This is a genomic window from Sphingobium sp. WTD-1 (assembly GCF_030128825.1).
Lineage (GTDB): Bacteria > Pseudomonadota > Alphaproteobacteria > Sphingomonadales > Sphingomonadaceae > Sphingobium.
This window is the reverse complement of sequence record NZ_CP119127.1, coordinates 3,413,759-3,430,931: the sequence shown is the minus strand read 5'-3', so window position 1 is coordinate 3,430,931 and position 17,173 is coordinate 3,413,759. Positions and strand designations below refer to the sequence as shown.

The following is a 17,173-nucleotide window of genomic DNA, read 5'->3' as shown; positions in this document are numbered from 1 at the left end:
GTCCTTTCAGGCGGCCGGCGCGTGGACGGCACGCGCGGCGATGGTGGGGGCGAGGTAGCGCAGGGCCATGCGGAAGGAGAGGAGGGCGACGACCGAACAGGCGGTGACGACCACCGCCAGCGACTGGCCCAGCGCGGCTTCCGACCGGAAGACATATTGGGTGAGCGCGGCGACGATCGCCGGGCCGGCGCCCAGGCCCAATATGGTGAAGACGAACAGGAAGAAGGCCAGCATCCGCGCGCGGATCGTCGCCGGCGCGATCAGCCCCATGATCGAGGAGACATAGACCATGAAGGGCACGGTGATGAACTGCGCCACGCAGTAGCAGACCAGGAAGACATAGACGTTGGTGGCGAAGAACATATAGGCGATCACCGGCAGGAAGCCGAGGATCAGCCAGCTGTAGAAGCGCAGATGGGCGTCCGTCATGCCGCGCGTGAACAGGCGGTCGACGATCCAGCCGTTGATCACCAGCGACACGGCCGAAACGATGTTCATCAGGCTCAACGCCACGCCATATTGCACCGGCTTCCAGCCAAAATGCCGTTCGATATAGGCGGGCACCCAGTTGGTCATCGAATAGCCGCACATGGCGAGGCAGGATGTGCCGACCAGCATCAGCGCCAGCAGCCGCCAGTTCTGGCGCACGAAGCCGGCGATCGCGCCCTTTTCCGCGACCGGGCGCGCGACCCTGGTCGCGCCGCGGCGGCCGGGTTCGGGGAAGGTGAAGACCAGCAGGGCGATGAGCAGGCCGGGCACGCCGACCATCATCATCACCAACTGCCAGGGCTGGGCCGGGCCATGGAAGGGAATATGGATGCCGCTATGCGCGGCGGCGAAGGCGATGGCGACGCCGCCAAGGGCAAATGCTGTTGCAGAGCCGACCTTGCCGGCCATCTGGAAGGTGGAGGTGGCGCGGGTCAGCAGGCGCGGCGGAAAGGCGTCGGCGATCAGCGAATAGGCGGCGGGCAGCAGCGCCGCTTCCCCCACGCCGACGAAGATGCGCCCGACCAGCAGCGCCTCATAGCTTTGCGCGAAGCCGCAGGCCGTAGTGGCGACGGCCCAGAGCGCGACGCCGCCGAAGATGATCCAGCGGCGCGAATAACGGTCCGCCGCCCAGCCGAGCGGCAGGCCGAAAATGGCGTAGAAGATGGCGAAGGAGGTCGAGGTGATCATGCTGACCTGGACATCGCTGAGCAGCAGATGCGCCTTGATCGGCGTGACCAGCATCGACACGATCAGTCGATCGACCCAGGACAGGACATAGAGGCCGAACAGCACCGCCACCATCCACCAGGCGGTGCCCAGTTGCTGGGGGGCGCGGCCGTCCGGGGCTGTTTCCTGGCTGGTCATCAGCATGATCCTTCCCTTCGCCCTCTTGCGTCTCTCAGCGTTGCGGCAATGCGTTGAGTTCGGCGATCTTGAGCTTGCCGAGCTGGGCCATGTGGACTTCGTCCGGCCCGTCGGCGAGGCGCAGGTAGCGCGCATTCATGAAGGCGGCGGCGGGCGGGAAGTCGCTGGCCATGCCGATGCCGCCGAACACCTGCATCGCGCGGTCGGCGACCGTCTGGGTCATGCGCGGGGCGACGATCTTGATCGCGGCGATCAGATCCTTGGCGACCTTGTTGCCATGACGGTCCATCGCGTCGGCGGCCTTGAGCGTCAGCAGGCGGGCCTGCTCGATCTCGCAGAAGGACAAGGCGATATCCTGGCGGATGCTGCCCTGATCGGCGAGCTTGCGGCCGAAGGCGACACGGCTGTCGACGCGGCGGGCCATATATTCGAGTGCGCGCTGGGCCTGGCCGATGAGGCGCATGCAATGGTGGATGCGGCCCGGCCCCAGGCGCCCCTGGGCGATCTCGAACCCGCGTCCTTCGCCCAGGATCAGATTTTCCCTGGGCACGCGCACATCCTTGAAGACCATCTCGGCATGGCCGCCGGGCGAATGGACGGCGTTCATCACGTCGAGCGGGCGGACGATCTCTATCCCCGGCGTATCGGCCGGGATCAGGATCTGCGAATGCTGCTGGTGGCGCGGCCGATCCGCATTGGGGGTGCGGCCGAGCAGGATATAGACTTTGGTCAGCGGATCGAGCGCACCCGAAATCCACCATTTGCGGCCATTGATGACATAGTCGTCACCATCCGCGACGATCGTCGTTTCGACATTGGTGGCGTCGGACGAGGCGACGCCCGGCTCAGTCATGACATAGCAGGAGCGGATATCGCCGGCGAGCAGGGGCTTCAGCCACTTCTCCTGCTGCTCGGGCGTACCGTAGCGGGCGAGCACTTCCATATTGCCGGTGTCGGGCGCGGAGCAGTTATAATATTCCGACGATCCGATCACCCGGCCCATCAGTTCGGCCAGCGGCGCATATTCGAGGTTGGTGAGGCCCGGACTCCATGCCCCATATTCATGCGGCAGGAACAGGTTCCACAGGCCCGCTTCCTTCGCCTTGGCCTTGATCGTCTCGGTGCCCGGCCAGCGCTGCCACAGATGGGCGGGATCATGGTGGAAATGATCCCGTTCCTTCTCGATCGGATAGACATGGGCGTCCATGAAATCGGTGAGCTGCGCCCGCAGCGCCTGCACCTTGTCGGAATATTCGAAATCCATGCGATCGGTCCTTTTGGGAAATGGGGCGAAGGCGGGCAGGGGGATCAGGTCAGCGTCAGGCCGCCGTCCACGATCAGCGTCTGCCCGCAGATGTAGGTGGAGAGGGGGGAGGCGAGGAACAGGGCGACGCCGGCCATCTCCTCCACCGAGCCGAAGCGGCCGAGCGGGATGCGCGACAGCGCGCGGTCGCGCCGCTCGTCATTATCCATCGTCACCTTGGTCATCTTGGTATCGACCAGGCTGGGGGCGATGCCGTTGACGCGGATGCCCTCGCCAGCCCAGGCGATGGCGAGCGCGCGGACCAGATTGACGGCGCCGGCCTTCGATGCGGCATAGGCGGGGTTGCCGAAGGTCGCCTTGAACCCGCCGATCGAGCTGACGACGATGACGGCGCCTTTCGTGGCCGCCAGCGCATCCTTGAAGCGATTGGAGATGTGGAGGATGGAGTCGAGATTGACCGCCATCACCTTGTTCCAGCCGTCGACCTCGAACTCCTGGCGGCGATAAAGGACGGCGCCCTGCGAATGGATGAGGATGTCCAGCGCATCGAACGGCGCGGGCGCGGCGGCGATCGCGGCGGGATCGCTGACGTCGACCTGGGTATAGCCGATATTGTCGAGGTCCGAGCCTTCCTCGCCAGCATAGTCGGCGGCGCTGGCGCGGGTGCCCCAGACATGGACGCGGGCGCCGCGCTTCAGAAAGGCCTGGGCCATGCCATTGCCGATGCCGCTCGATCCGCCGACCACCAGCACCGTCTTTCCGGTGAAGTCCAGTTCATTGCCCAATGGGGAACATCCTTCCTGCATGTCAGCGGATCAGCGCCTGGGCGCGGTCGAAAAGGTGGATGGCGCGGCTGTGGAGCCGGTCGCCGGTGTCGCGTGGCGCCTTGCCGGCACAGGCGCGGGCATGGGTGCCCTCCAGCAGGATGCCGAGCTTGTAGCAGGCGAGGACATGATACCAGTCGACCGCTGACAGATCGCGCGCGGAGCCGGCGCCATAGCGTGCGACCAGCTCAGCGGGCGTCGGGAAACCCTCCCATGGCGTGACCGACACGGTGCTGGCGCCGCTGCCGTCGGGCCAGGTGGCCAGCACCCAGCCCAGGTCCAGCAGCGGATCGCCGATCGTTGCCAGTTCCCAGTCGATGATCGCGGCAAGATCGCCGCTGTCGGGGCAGTACATGACATTGGCGAGATGATAGTCGCCATGCATGATGCCGGGGGTAAAATCGGCCGGGCGGTGCCGTTCCAGCCAGGCGGCGATGGCGTCGACGCTGGGGAGCGCCTGCGGCCCGGTCCAGTCGGCAAATTCGCCATAGCCGGCAAGCTGGCTGCGCCAGCGATCGACCTGGCGGCCGAGGAAATTGTCGGGCCGGCCGAAATCGGCGAGGCCCAGCGCCTGATGATCGAGCGCGCCCAATGCGGCGATGCCGTCAACCAGGGCGAGGCCCATGGCGTGGCGCATCGCGGGCGACCCGGCATGGGGCATGGGCAGCTGGCCGACCGGATTGAAGCCATCGACCGGCTCCATCAGGTAGAAGGCGACGCCCAGCACGCTTTCGTCGCCGCAATCGGCGATCAGCGCGGGATGGGGAACATTGGTGCCGGCGATCGCCCGCAGCAGCCGCGCCTCACGCCGCATGGTTTCATTGCTGTTGGGGCGGGGGTGCGCCGGCGGGCGGCGGAAGATATAGTCGCGGCCGTCGCGGGTCAGGCGCAGCAGGATATTCTGCGTCCCCCCGGCAAGCGGCGTCACGTTGTCGATCGGACCGGAGCCAAGGCCCTGATCCGTCATCCACGTCGCCAGCGACTCGATGTCGACCGCTGATTCCACTTAGGCATCCCTCGCTTTTTTCGACTGTTAGCCGTCGATTAGGTCAATTGGATAATGCACTTGACGAACCATCATTGCAATGAGAAATTGCACTCATGGTCAGACTTCAACTTGCCAAGGCCGAAGATGCCACCCGCGGATCCGCTGCCGAGCAGATCAAGCAGGTGGCGTTGCGCCTGTTCGCCGAAAAGGGCGTCGATGGCGTGACCGTGCGCGAGATTGCGGCGGCGGCGGGGCAGAAGAATCACGGTGCCGTCAGCTATTATTTCGGATCGAAGGAGGCGCTGGTCCGGGCGCTGGTGATGGACGGGGCGATGGCGCTGGACCGGGAGCGTAATGCGGCGCTCGACGGGCTGGAGGCGCAGGGTGGGCCGCGCACGATCCGTGAGGTGGTGGAGATATTGGTGCGGCCGGTGCTGGCGCTGCCCGACAGCCATTATGTCCAGTTCATCGTCATCTTTGCCATGACCCATCGCGACATGATGCTGGATGCGATCGATCCGGCCTGGAACAACGCCTATGGCCGATGCCTCGATCATCTGCGGGGCATGATGGCGGACCTGCCGGTGGCGTTGCAGAACCAGCGATTCGTGTTCATGGGGGCTTACCTAAGCGCCGTGCTGTCGGCGCGGCAGCGCGCGCTGGCCGACGAAAGCCGCGCGCATCCGATGTGGGGCAGCGAGGCGAGCGTCGAGCATTTCCTGCAGACACTGGTGGCGTTGCTGGAGGCGCCGGCGGACCTGCCGGCAGCGATGCTCAGGCAATTGGGGCAACGCGACGGCGCTATTGCGGATCGACCCGGCCCTGTCGGTTGAACCGGGGCGCAATCACAATCAGAACATAGAAGACGAAACAAGCGGAGCGGGATGATGGCAGTTACGGAAAGGATCGGCGAAGCGGAGCACGCGCGCACGGCAGAGCTGCTGGCGATGCCGCTGGCCGAACTGATGGCGCAGGCGGCGGCGCTGCGCGACGAAGGCCATGGCCGGGTGCAGAGCTGGTCGCGCAAGATCTTCATCCCGCTGACCCAGCTATGCCGCAATCTCTGCCATTATTGCACCTTCTCGCAGCCGCCGCGGCCGGGCGAGAACGCCTATATGACGCGCGAGGACGTACTGGCGGTGGCACGCGCCGGCAAGGCGGCGGGCTGCACTGAAGCGCTGTTCACGCTGGGCGACAAGCCGGAACTGCGCTTCGCCGCTGCGCGCGAGGAACTGGCGCGGCTGGGCCATGACAGCACCCTGTCCTATCTGGCGGAACTGGCGGCGCTGGTGCGCGACGAGACCGGGCTGCTGCCGCACATCAATGCCGGGGTCATGACCCGCGAGGAAATGGCCGGTCTGCGCCGGGTGTCAGTGTCGCAGGGGCTGATGCTGGAGTCGGTGTCCGACCGGCTGTGCCGCAAGGGCGGCGCCCATTATCGCTCGCCCGACAAGGAGCCGGCGGCACGGCTGGAGACGATCCGGCTGGCGGGCGAACTGGCCATCCCTTTCACCACCGGCATCCTGATCGGCATCGGCGAGACGCGCGAGGAACGGATCGAGGCGCTGGAGGCGATCCGCGACCTGCAGGATGGCTATGGCCATATCCAGGAAGTGATCGTCCAGAATTTCCGCGCCAAGGAACGCACGGTGATGGCCGATGCGCCCGAGCCGGACATGGACGATCTGCTGTGGACGATCGCGGTGGCGCGGCTGATCCTGGGTCCGGAAATGAATATCCAGGCGCCACCCAACCTGTCGGCGGCGGACTTCCCGCGGCTGATGGCGGCGGGGATCAATGATTGGGGCGGGGTGTCGCCGGTGACGCCCGACCATGTGAATCCGGAAGCGCCCTGGCCGGCGGTCGAGCGGCTGCGCGCGGCGACCGAGGGCGAAGGGCGGATGCTGGTGGCGCGGCTGCCCGTCTATCCCGCCTATGCGCAGGACAATGACCGCTGGCAGGACCATGCGATGGTCAGCCATGTGCTGGCCCATGCCGATGCGATGGGCTTTGCGCGCGAGGATAGCTGGTCGCCGGGTATCGCGCTGGAGCCGCGCATCATGCGGCCGTCGGCACTGCCGGTCGATCCCGCGATCGCGGCAATCGTTGACAGGGCGATGGCCGGGGCGCTGCTGGAAGAGGATGAGATCGAGGCGCTGTTCACCGCGCGCGAGAGCGACCTGGAGCATGTCTGCGCCAGCGCGGACGCGCTGCGGATGCGGGAAATGGGCGACACGATCAGCTATGTCGTCAACCGCAACATCAACTACACCAATATCTGCGCCTATAAATGCAGCTTCTGCGCCTTTTCCAAGGGCGACAAGGCAGAGGCGCTGCGCGGCAAGCCCTATGACCTGGACCTGGAGGAAGTGGTGCGCCGCACCCGCGAGGCGTGGGAACGGGGCGGCACCGAAGTCTGCCTGCAGGGTGGCATCCACCCCCATTATACCGGCGACACCTATCTGAACCTGGCCCGCGCGGTGAAGGCGGCGGTGCCCGAGATGCACATCCACGCCTTTTCCCCGCTGGAAGTGTGGCAGGGGGCGGCGACGCTGGGCCTGCCGGTCGAGGATTTCCTGCGCCGGCTGAAGGCGGTGGGCCTCGACACGCTGCCCGGCACGGCGGCCGAGATATTGGATGACGAGGTGCGGGCGATCATCTGCCCGGACAAGCTGGACACGGCGCAATGGCTGGAGGTGATCGAGACCGCGCATCGCGTCGGCTTCACCACCACTGCGACGATCATGTTCGGCCATGTCGATACGCCGCGCCACTGGGCAAGGCACCTGATCCGCATCCGCGACCTGCAGCGGCGGACCGGTGGCTTCACCGAATTTGTGCCCTTGCCCTTCGTCCATATGGAGGCGCCGATGGGCGTGCGCGGCCAGTCGCGCCATGGCCCGACCTTCCGCGAGGTGCGGCTGATGCATGCGGTCGCGCGGCTGGCGCTGCACCCGCATATCCGGTCGATCCAGACCAGCTGGGTCAAGCTGGGGCCGGAAGGGGTGAAGGCCTGCCTGGAGGGCGGCGCCAATGACTTGGGCGGCACGCTGATGAACGAGAGCATCTCGCGCGCGGCAGGCACCCAGCATGGCCAGGAAATGCCACCCGCGGCGATGGAGGCGCTGATCCGGTCGATCGACCGCACGCCCCGGCAGCGCAGCACCGCCTATGGCGGCGTGAGCGAAGATATTCATGCACGCGGAATGACCGCGGCGGAACTGACACCCATGGTCCTGACGCCCCCGCGCAAGCGGCGGCGCGAGGCCGATACGAACCAGGAGAGGTTTGAATATGCAGAATGAGGCTTTGGCGACGATCGCCGTGCTTGGCGGGACCGGCAAGGAAGGTGGCGGCCTGGCGCTGCGCTGGGCGCACAAGGGACACAAGGTCATCATCGGCAGCCGCACCGCCGAGCGAGCGCAGGAAGCGGCTGATACGATGAACGCGACGCTGGGCGGCAGTTCGGTCGTCGGCGCCGCCAATCCCGATGCCGCAGCGCAGGCCGACATCATCGTGCTGGCCGTGCCCTATGCTGCGCAGCAATCGACGGTGAAGGATGTCGCCGACGCGCTGGCCGGCAAGATATTGATCGACGTGACCGTGCCGCTGGTGCCGCCCAAGGTCAGCCGGGTGCAGTTGCCCGATGGCGGATCGGCGGTCGAGGCGGTGCAGAAGATGCTGGGCGAGGGGGTCCGCGTCGTCTCTGCCTTCCAGAATATCAGCGCGCATCATTTGACCAAGCTGGACGAAGAGATCGAGTGCGACGTGCTGGTCTGTGCCGACGACAGCGAGGCGGCGGACCAGGTGGTCGAGCTGGCGCAGGAAATCGGCCTGCGCGCCTGGAATGCCGGACCGCTGTGCAATTCGGTTGTCGCAGAAGGACTTACGTCGGTCTTGATTGCGCTCAATCGGCGGTACAAGGTGCCCGGATCGGGTATTCGCATCACCGGAGTGTAAGCTGCATCTATGATAGTCGCACCGGCCGCCGTCACATTATCGGCCCTGAACGGGGTTCCCATGGTTGCGCCGGGCGACGATCTGTCGGCCATGCTGCTGTCGGCCTGCCATGCCAATGGTCTGTCGCTGCAGGATGGCGACATCGTCGTGCTGGCGCAGAAGATCATATCCAAGGCGGAGGGACGCGCGGTGCCGCTGGCCAGCGTGTCGCCCTCGGACGAGGCGATCGATCTGGCAGCGCAATGCCACAAGGATCCCCGGCTGGTCGAACTGATCCTGTCGGAGAGCGAGAAGCTGATGCGGGTCCGGCCGGGCGTGCTGATCGTGCGCCATCGGCTGGGTCTGGTGCTGGCCAATGCCGGGATCGACCAGTCCAATATCGCGCAGGATGGGGATGGTGTCGCGCTGCTGCTGCCGCTCGATCCCGATGGCAGCGCTGCGGCGCTGCGGCAGGCGGTGCGTGATGCACTGGGCGTAGATATTGCGGTGGTCATCATCGACAGCCTGGGCCGGGCCTGGCGCAAGGGCACTTGCGGCGTGGCGATCGGCGTCGCCGGCATGAGCGGCCTGCTCGATCTCCGCGGTGAGCCGGATCTGCATGGTCGGCCGTTGCAGACCAGCGAACTGGGCCTGGCCGACGAGGTGGCGGCCGCCGCCTCGCTGATCATGGGGCAGGCCGGGGAAGGCCGGCCGATCGTGGTGGCGCGGGGCGTTGCGCGGGGCTGCAATGAGGGTAGCGCGGCCGAACTGATCCGCGAACCGGCGATGGACCTGTTTCCATGAGCGTGTTGGCCCTGGCCGGGGGCGTCGGCGGCGCCAAGCTGGCCAATGGCCTGGCCGGCGTCGTGCCGCCCGGCGCACTGACCATTGCCGTCAACACCGGCGATGATTTCGTCCATATGGGCCTGCATATCTCGCCCGACATCGACAGCGTCACCTACGCGCTCGCCGGCATGAACGATAGCGTGCGCGGCTGGGGCGTGGCCGATGAAAGCTGGGCCTTCATGGACGCGACACGGCGGCTGGGCGGCGAAAGCTGGTTCAACCTGGGCGATCGGGATCTGGCGACCCATGTGCTGCGCACCGCCTTGCTGCGCGAGGGCACGCTGTCTTCGGCCACGGCGGACATCGTCGCGCGGCTGGGCATCGGGCCGGCGATCGTGCCGATGAGCGACGATCCGGTCCGGTCGATGATCGACACCGACCAGGGCGAAATGGCCTTCCAGGATTATTTCGTGCGCCATCAATGCGGGCCGCGCTTCAAATCGATCCGGTTCGACGGCGCAGCAGCGGCGCGGCCGAGTGCTGGGCTGGTGGCGGCGCTGGATGATCCCGCGCTGGAGGCGATCATCCTCTGCCCGTCCAACCCGATCCTGTCGATCGACCCGATTTTGGCGGTGCCGGGTGTGCGCGATAGGCTGGTGGCGCGGCGCGTGCCGTGCGTGGCGCTGTCGCCCTTCATCGCGGGACAGGCGGTCAAGGGACCGGCGGCCAAGATCATGACCGAACTGGGCCTGCCGACGACCCCCGCGACGGTCGCCCGCCATTATGACGGGCTGATCGACGGGCTGATGGTGGACGTGGCCGACGCGCAGGGCTGGTCCGACGGCGGGCTGGCGGTGCGCAGTGCCGACATATTGATGCGCAATGTCGATCAGCAGCGGGCACTGGCCGCTCAGATGATCGATTTTGCGGTCGCCTTGCGGCGCGAGGCCCCGTGACCCTGTCGATCCTGATCCCTGCCAAGAGCTTCGCGCAGGGCAAGAGCCGGTTGTCGCAGGTGCTGGGGCCACGGGATCGGGCGGCGCTGTGCCGGCAATTATTGGGGCATGTGCTGGCGGTCGCGCGCGATGCTGGGCTGGATGCAATCACCTATGTCGTCAGCGCCTGCCCGGAGGTGCGCGGTTTCGCGACCGAGCGGGGCGCGACTGTCCTGGCCGAGCGGGAGCCGGGCCATGTGCCGGCGCTGATGGTGGCGATGCAGGCGTTGCCGGTCGATCGCCCGGTGCTGATCCTGAGCGCGGACCTGCCGATGCTGGCGGCTGCGGACCTGCGCGCGATGGTGCAGGAACCCGCCGATGTGGTGATCGCCACCGATCGTGAGGGGCAGGGAACGAACGCGCTGCTGCTGAAGCGGCCCGGCGTCATCCCGCTGCGTTTCGGGCCGGGTAGCTGTGCCGCGCATGTGGGCGAAGCGGAACGGGCTGGATATCGCGTGTCGATCCTCCGGCGGCCCGGTCTCGCCGACGATGTCGACCTGCCCGAGCATCTCCAAATATTTTCCGTTGGTGCATAATTGCCTTGGCCCTGCCGAACGGGCGGGGTAAGGCAATAAAATTGCATCTAGGTATATAATTGGAGGAGTCGGATGGCGGAGGCATATATTGCGGCCGTGGCGCGCAGCGCCGGTGGCAAGCGGGGCGGCAGGCTGGCGGGGGTGCATCCTGCGGATCTGGCCGGGCGCGTGCTGGCGGGACTGGTGGGCCGCAGCGGGATCGACCCGGCCGCGATCGAGGATGTCATCATGGGCTGCGCCTGTCCCGGCGGCGAGCAGGGCGCGAACATCGCCCGCAACGCCGTGCTGGCCAGCGGCCTGCCCGAATCCGTGCCCGGCACCCATGTCGACCGCCAGTGCGGATCGTCGCAACAGGCGCTGCATTTCGCCGCCGCGACGGTGATGGCGGGCGTGCAGGATGTGGTGATCGCCGCCGGTGTCGAGAGCATGACGCGCGTGCCGATGGGGCTGCCCTGGACGCTGGCGGCCAAGCATGGGTTCGGCACCTATCGCAGTCCGGGGATCGAGGCGCGCTATCCCGACACGCCGTTCAGCCAGTTTGGCGGGGCCGAGATGATGGCCCGCAAATATGGCTTCGACCGTGCCGCGCTCGACGCCTATGCGCTGGAGAGCCATCATCGCGCGGCGGCGGCGACGCAGGCCGGCAAGTTCGATGCGGAGATCGTGCCGCTGGAGGTCGAGACCGCCGAGGGCGAAAAGCTGGTCCACAAGGTGGATGAGGGCATTCGCTTCGACGCCAGCCTGGAGAAGATTGCCAGCGTCAAGCTGTTGACCGAGGGCGGGGTGATTTCGGCCGCCAATGCCAGCCAGATCTGCGATGGCGCCGCGGCGCTGCTGATCGTCAATGAGCGGGGCCTCAAGACCCATGGCCTGACGCCGCTGGCGCGGGTGCATGAAATGACCGTGCTGGGTCATGATCCGGTGATCATGCTGGAGGCGCCGATCCCGGCGACCGAGCGGGCGCTGGCGCGGGCAGGCCTGACGCTGGGCGAGATCGATCTGTATGAAGTGAACGAGGCGTTCGCGCCGGTGCCGCTGGCCTGGGCCAAGGCGCTGGGCGCCGATCCGGCGCGGCTCAACGTGCATGGCGGGGCGATTTCGCTGGGCCATCCGCTGGGCGGATCGGGCGCCAAGCTGATGGCGACGCTGGTCAGCGCGCTGCATGACCGTGGCGCGCGCTATGGCCTCCAGACCATGTGCGAGGCCGGCGGCATGGCCAATGTGACGATCGTGGAACGGCTCTGAGGGGAATGGATCGGCCCTTCCCCGATGGCGGGGAAGGGCCGATCCTTCAATTACCTTCGTCGAGCAGGCGGCGGGCGATGACCTGGGCCTGGATTTCGCCGGCGCCCTCGAAAATGTTGAGGATGCGCGCGTCGGCCAGCAGGCGGCTGACCTGATATTCGGTGGCGAAGCCGTTGCCGCCATGGATCTGCAGCGCATTGTCGGCCGCCGCCCAGGCGACCCGCGCGCCGATCAGCTTGGCCATGCCCGCTTCCAGATCGCAGCGCTTGTCCTCATCCTTGCGCCGGGCGGCGAAATAGGTGAGCTGACGCGCGCCCATGATCTCCGCCGCCATCATCGCCAGCTTGTTGGCGACGCGGGGGAAGTCGAAGATCGGCCGGCCGAACTGCTTGCGGTCGAGCGCATAGGACAGGCCGATGTCGAGCGCCGCTTGGGCGACGCCGATGGCGCGGGCGGCGGTCTGGATACGGGCGCTTTCGAAGGTCGCCATCAACTGCTTGAAGCCCTGGCCCTCGACCCCGCCGAGCAGATTGGCGGCGGGCACGCGGAAATCGTCGAAGCCGATCTCATATTCCTTCATGCCGCGATAGCCGATCACCTCGATCTCGCCGCCGCTCATGCCGGGCGTGGGGAAGGGAGCGTAGACGGTGCCGCGCTGCTTGGGCGCGATCAGCATCGACAGGCCGCTGTAATTGCGGGTGTCGGGATCGGTGCGGACCAGCAGGGTCATCACATCGGCGCGGGCCGCATGGGTGATCCAGGTCTTGTTGCCGCTGACCCGATATTCGCCGTCGGCGAGCGTCGCGCGGGTGCGCAGCGCGCCAAGGTCGGAACCGGTGTCTGGCTCGGTAAAGACGGCGGTGGGCAGGATCGCGGCATTGGCGATTTGCGGCAGCCAATGGGCCTTCTGCTCGGCGGTGCCGCCGGTCAGGATCAGTTCTGCTGCGATTTCCGACCGGGTGGCGAGACTGCCGACGCCGATCCAGCCGCGCGATAATTCTTCCGACACCACGCACATCGCGGTCTTGCCCATGCCAAGCCCGCCAAATTCTTCCGGAATGGTCATGCCGAACACGCCCATCTCGCCCAGTTCCTGGACCAGCGGCAACGGGATGAGTTCATCCTTGAGATGCCATTCATGGGCAAAGGGCGCGACCTTCTCGTTCGACAGAGCGAAGAACTGGTCGCGCACCATGTCGAACATCTCGTCGAGGCCGCAATTTTCCAGCGTCGCCCGGCCGCGCGCATCGACCAGATGGCCGGCAATCGCGCTCTTCACCGCCTGGCCGCCGCCGCTGCGGATGAGGGTGCGCAGGGCCGGTGCGTCGAGCGCGGACAGATCGTCGCTAAGGTCGGTGGGGCGGATCACCTCGCCCTGGTTCATCGGGATGCCGCCCAGCATCTGCGCGCCATATTCGGCGAAGAGCAACTGGGCGAGCAGTGCCTCGATCTCGCCAAAGCTGCCCTGCGTGTCGAGACTGGCGGCCCAACTGGCGACTTCGCGCAGCATTTCGGCATAGGCGGCGAACCAGCCAAAGCCGTGGACGACATGTTGCTCGACATCGGCGAGGACGCGATCGACCTTTCCGCCGTCATTGCTGATCCGCCCCTTCACATGCGGGCGGGCGGCGGCGACGAAGGCGTGCGCGGCATCGGCTGCGCTCGACAGCAAGGCCGGCAGATCGGGCAGGACCAGGATATTCTTGTCCATCTCCATGGCCGCGCTCATCCTTCCCCCGCCTGCTTCTTGTTGGCCGATGCCATTGCCTTGGCATCCAGTCCGCCGACCAGATTGCCGGTCATCAGCTGATTATGGGCATGGGCGAGATGATGCATGTGGAACACGCTATCCATCACCTGCCGCTTGCCGCGTGCATCCTCGACGAAATTGAACGCCTGCTTGGTCAGCGCCAGGCCGAACCGTTCATGCTGGGCGATTTCGGCGGCGATCTTGGCCACTTCCTCGCGCAGCGTCTCGCGCGGGAAAATCTCGTTCACCATGCCGAAATTATAGGCGCGCTGGGCCGGCATGCGGCGGCCGAGCAGCAGCAGTTCGCGTGCGACGCGGGTCGGCAGTTCGAAGGCATGGGCGAAATATTCGACCCCCGGCTGGGCCATGCGCTGCACCGGATCCTGGAAGAAGGCGTCTTCCGATGCGATGATGAGGTCGCAGACCCAGGCCAGCATCAGCCCGCCGGCGATGCAGGCGCCCTGCACCATGGCGATCATCGGCTTGGGGATGTCGGCCCAGCGCCGGCACAGGCCCAGATAGCCGTCCTGTTCCAACACATATTGGCGTTCGGCGCCGCCCTTGTTCAGATGGTCCCACCACATGCTGGTGCGCGTGCGCGGCATGTGACTGTCCTTGTCCGGCGTGCCGATGTCATGGCCGGCCGAGAAATGCTTGCCCTCGCCACCGAGCACGATCACCTTGACCTCGTCATCCTCGACCGCGCGCTTGAAGGCGTCGTCGAGCTGGCCGAGCAGCCGGTAATTCTGGGCATTGCCATATTGGGGGCGGTTCAGCATCACCCAGGCGACGCCGTCCACCACATTATAGGTCACGAATTCGGGCTGCGCTTCTTCGGACATCGTCCTTCTCCCTCAGCGCGGCGGCATGCGCAGGCCACCGTCGAGCCGCACATATTCGCCGTTCCAATAGTCATTCTCGATCATCGCCAGCGCCATCGCGGCAAACTCCTCGGGCTTGCCGAAACGCTTGGGGAAGGGAACGGTGGCCGACAGCGCATCGCGCACCTTGTCGCTGGCCCGCGCCATCAGCGGCGTGTCGAAGATACCGGGCAGGATCGCGTTGACGCGGATGCCTTCGCCCATCAGGTCACGCGCCATCGGCAGGGTCAGGCTGACGATGCCGCCCTTCGACGCGGAATAGGCCGCCTGGCCGATCTGGCCGTCGACCGCCGCCGCGCTGGAGGTGTTGATGATGACGCCGCGCGCCTTGTCCTCCAGCGGATCGAGGCTCAGCATGCCGGCGGCCGACTTGGCGCAGCAGCGGAAGGTGCCGATCAGGTTGATCTGGATGATCCGTTCGAACTGGTCGGTCGGGAAGGCCTTGATCTCGCCGGTCTCGCGGTCGCGGCTGGCGGTCTTGATGACATTGCCGGTGCCGGCGCAATTGACCAGGATACGCTCCTGGCCATGGGCGGCGCGCGCCTTGGCAAAGCCGGCATCGACCGAGGCCTCGTCGGTGACATCAACCTTGCAGAAGGTGCCGCCGATGTCCGCCGCGACCTTTGTCCCGGTTTCCTCGTTGAAATCGAACAGCGCGACCTTGGCGCCCTGCGCCGCGATGGCGCGGGCCGTCGCCTCACCCAGACCCGATGCCCCGCCGGTGACGATGGCGGCTACCCCCTGGTCGATCTTCATGCCTGTGTCCTCTCCTTCACGGGGCGCTGGGCGATCGCGCCGTCGCTCGTCAGCGCGTCGAGCGCGCCGTCGTCGAGGCCGAGCCATTCCCCCAATATTTCGCGGCTATGTTCGCCCACGCGCGGCGGGCAGTGACGATAATCGGCCGGCGTCGCCGACAGCTTGCCGGGATAGGCGACGGTCGGGATCTCGACCCCATCCTCTTCCCGGCGATAGCGATGGACGGTCTGGCGGGCGTCGATGAACGGATCCTCGAATACGTCCTGAATGCTGTTGACCGGGCCGGCGGGGACGCCCGCGGCGACGAAGCGCGCCATCAGGTCGTCGCGGGCGAAGGTGCGGACGATTTCCTGCACCTTCGCCTCGATCGCGTCGCGGTTGATGAGGCGCTGGGCGCTGGTCGCGTAGAGCGGATCGGTGCCTAGTTCCGCATGGCCCATTTCCGTGCAGAAGGCGCGGAACTGGCGGTCATTGCCGATCGCGATGATCATCATGCCGTCGGCGACCTCGAACGTCTTGTAGGGGACGACGGTGGGATGGCGATTGCCCAGGCGTCCCGGCACGATGCCGCCGACCAGCCAGTTCATCCCCTGATTGGCGAGCATCGCGATCTGGGTATCGAGCAGCGACACGTCGATCTGTTGCCCTTCGCCAGTGCGTTCGGCATGGCGCAGGGCAGCAAGGATGGAGACGGTGGCGAACATGCCGGTCGACAGGTCGGCCATGGCGACGCCAGCGCGCAGCGGGCCACCATCCTCTTCGCCGGTGATGCTCATGAAGCCGCCCATGCCCTGGGCGACGAAATCATAGCCGCCCCGGTCGGCATAGGGGCCGGTCTGGCCGAAGCCGGTGATCGAGCAATAGACGAGGCGCGGGTTGATCGCCTTCAGGCTGGCATAGTCGAGACCGTATTTGCTGAGGCCCCCGACCTTGAAATTCTCGACCAATATGTCGGCTTCCGCAGCCAGCCGACGGATCAGATCGGCGCCCTGCGGCGTCGCCAGATTGATCGCGGCGGAGCGTTTGTTGCGGTTGCAGGAGAGATAATAGGCGCTGGTGCCGATTTCCGGCTGGCCATCGGCGCCGGTCAGGAAGGGCGGACCCCAGGCGCGGGTATCGTCGCCATGGCCGGGCAGTTCGATCTTAATGACGTCGGCACCGAAGTCGGCGAGTATCTGGGTCGACCATGGACCCGCGAGCACGCGCGACAGATCGAGAACCTTGATCCCTTCAAGCGCGTGGCCGCTCATCGGCTGCCCGCCTTGTCCGTCATGACCGCTGTCATCGCCATCCGCTCCTGTCCCCGTCTATCTGCTGCATCGGTTGATGATTCTGATAGCGGGTGCAGGAATGGAGGGCAAGAATTATTGCACTATGGGATACTTTTGGTGCTATTTCTTGGTAGCGCCGGCGAGATAGGCGAGCAGGTTGGCGCGATCGGCCGGGTTGGGCAGGCCGGCAAAGACCATGCGGCTGCCGGGCACGGCTGCGCTGGGCTTAGCAAGGAAGCCGTCGAGCGACTTGGCATCCCAGCGGATCTTGGCCTTCTGCATCGCCGGGGAATAGGTGAAGCCGGGGACGGTGCCCGACGTGCGCCCGAACACGCCCGAGAGCGAGGGGCCAAGCTTCTTCACGCCCGGATCGACCGAGTGGCAGACGGCGCAGCGGGCGAAAACCGCCTTGCCCTTGGTCGCATCGCCAGCCTGGGCCAGCGCCGGGCCGGTGGCGGCGACCGCCATAGCGAGCATCATCACGCGCGAAACATGCTTCATCGACATCCTCAATCCTCTTCCCTTCTTCTCTGGCTAAAAGTTATACCAGTGTGCATAAATAAACCAATAGCCGTCTGAGTCTGA

At 66.3% G+C, this 17,173-nt stretch carries 16 protein-coding genes; 7 read left to right on the top strand and 9 right to left on the bottom strand.

The window, feature by feature from the left end:
- Positions 1-6 precede the first annotated feature (6 nt).
- From N6H05_RS16980 to N6H05_RS16965, 4 genes are read right to left on the bottom strand one after another with little or no spacing between them, the layout of a single operon-like run.
- Positions 7-1,353: an MFS transporter gene (locus N6H05_RS16980; protein WP_284110743.1), complete on the bottom strand. Its 1,347-nt coding sequence runs from the start codon at positions 1,351-1,353 to the stop codon at positions 7-9.
- 34 nt (positions 1,354-1,387) lie between these two features.
- Positions 1,388-2,617: an acyl-CoA dehydrogenase family protein gene (locus tag N6H05_RS16975; RefSeq protein ID WP_004212312.1), complete on the bottom strand. Its 1,230-nt coding sequence runs from the start codon at positions 2,615-2,617 to the stop codon at positions 1,388-1,390.
- A 44-nt stretch (positions 2,618-2,661) separates the two neighbouring features.
- Positions 2,662-3,402: an SDR family NAD(P)-dependent oxidoreductase gene (locus N6H05_RS16970; protein WP_284110742.1), complete on the bottom strand. Its 741-nt coding sequence runs from the start codon at positions 3,400-3,402 to the stop codon at positions 2,662-2,664.
- Between the two features lie 22 nt (positions 3,403-3,424).
- Entirely contained in the window at positions 3,425-4,447 is a 1,023-nt protein-coding gene (locus tag N6H05_RS16965; protein ID WP_284110740.1) for a phosphotransferase family protein, read from the bottom strand.
- A 95-nt stretch (positions 4,448-4,542) separates the two neighbouring features.
- On the opposite strand from N6H05_RS16965, the gene N6H05_RS16960 reads away from it, so the two are divergent.
- The 7 genes from N6H05_RS16960 (at position 4,543) to N6H05_RS16930 (ending at position 11,930) form a co-directional block, all read left to right on the top strand.
- Entirely contained in the window at positions 4,543-5,262 is a 720-nt protein-coding gene (locus tag N6H05_RS16960; RefSeq protein WP_284110738.1) for a TetR/AcrR family transcriptional regulator, read from the top strand.
- A gap of 51 nt (positions 5,263-5,313) precedes the next feature.
- Positions 5,314-7,734 carry a 5-amino-6-(D-ribitylamino)uracil--L-tyrosine 4-hydroxyphenyl transferase CofH gene (gene cofH, locus N6H05_RS16955; RefSeq protein ID WP_284110737.1) on the top strand — a complete coding sequence of 807 codons (2,421 nt, stop codon included), beginning with the start codon at positions 5,314-5,316 and terminating at the stop codon, positions 7,732-7,734.
- Positions 7,724-8,389 (top strand): NADPH-dependent F420 reductase, encoded by a 666-nt coding sequence (npdG, locus tag N6H05_RS16950; protein ID WP_284110735.1) that lies wholly within the window; start codon positions 7,724-7,726, stop codon positions 8,387-8,389. The genes cofH and npdG overlap by 11 nt, the downstream gene beginning before the upstream one ends.
- A gap of 60 nt (positions 8,390-8,449) precedes the next feature.
- Positions 8,450-9,172, top strand: a complete 723-nt coding sequence (gene cofE / locus N6H05_RS16945; RefSeq protein ID WP_284110734.1) for a coenzyme F420-0:L-glutamate ligase — start codon at positions 8,450-8,452, stop codon at positions 9,170-9,172.
- Positions 9,169-10,110: a 2-phospho-L-lactate transferase gene (gene cofD / locus N6H05_RS16940; protein ID WP_284110733.1), complete on the top strand. Its 942-nt coding sequence runs from the start codon at positions 9,169-9,171 to the stop codon at positions 10,108-10,110. The genes cofE and cofD overlap by 4 nt, the downstream gene beginning before the upstream one ends.
- Positions 10,107-10,685, top strand: coding sequence for a 2-phospho-L-lactate guanylyltransferase (cofC, locus tag N6H05_RS16935; RefSeq protein ID WP_284110725.1), 579 nt, complete (start codon positions 10,107-10,109; stop codon positions 10,683-10,685). Before cofD ends, cofC begins: the two co-directional genes overlap by 4 nt.
- A gap of 72 nt (positions 10,686-10,757) precedes the next feature.
- Positions 10,758-11,930 (top strand): acetyl-CoA C-acetyltransferase, encoded by a 1,173-nt coding sequence (locus N6H05_RS16930; RefSeq protein WP_284110724.1) that lies wholly within the window; start codon positions 10,758-10,760, stop codon positions 11,928-11,930.
- 46 nt (positions 11,931-11,976) lie between these two features.
- Here the strand turns inward: N6H05_RS16930 and N6H05_RS16925 are convergent, their stop codons facing one another.
- The 5 genes from N6H05_RS16925 to N6H05_RS16905 all read right to left on the bottom strand — a co-directional run bounded on the left by N6H05_RS16925 (position 11,977) and on the right by N6H05_RS16905 (position 17,095).
- A complete protein-coding gene (locus N6H05_RS16925; protein ID WP_284110722.1) occupies positions 11,977-13,659 on the bottom strand; it encodes an acyl-CoA dehydrogenase family protein in 1,683 nt (560 codons plus the stop codon).
- Positions 13,656-14,522, bottom strand: coding sequence for an enoyl-CoA hydratase (locus N6H05_RS16920; RefSeq protein WP_284110721.1), 867 nt, complete (start codon positions 14,520-14,522; stop codon positions 13,656-13,658). The genes N6H05_RS16925 and N6H05_RS16920 overlap by 4 nt, the downstream gene beginning before the upstream one ends.
- A 12-nt stretch (positions 14,523-14,534) precedes the next feature.
- Positions 14,535-15,317 carry an SDR family NAD(P)-dependent oxidoreductase gene (locus N6H05_RS16915; RefSeq protein ID WP_004212325.1) on the bottom strand — a complete coding sequence of 261 codons (783 nt, stop codon included), beginning with the start codon at positions 15,315-15,317 and terminating at the stop codon, positions 14,535-14,537.
- Positions 15,314-16,567 (bottom strand): CaiB/BaiF CoA transferase family protein, encoded by a 1,254-nt coding sequence (locus tag N6H05_RS16910; RefSeq protein WP_284110718.1) that lies wholly within the window; start codon positions 16,565-16,567, stop codon positions 15,314-15,316. Before N6H05_RS16910 ends, N6H05_RS16915 begins: the two co-directional genes overlap by 4 nt.
- A gap of 141 nt (positions 16,568-16,708) precedes the next feature.
- Positions 16,709-17,095: a c-type cytochrome gene (locus N6H05_RS16905; RefSeq protein WP_284110717.1), complete on the bottom strand. Its 387-nt coding sequence runs from the start codon at positions 17,093-17,095 to the stop codon at positions 16,709-16,711.
- Positions 17,096-17,173: the final 78 nt, after the last annotated feature.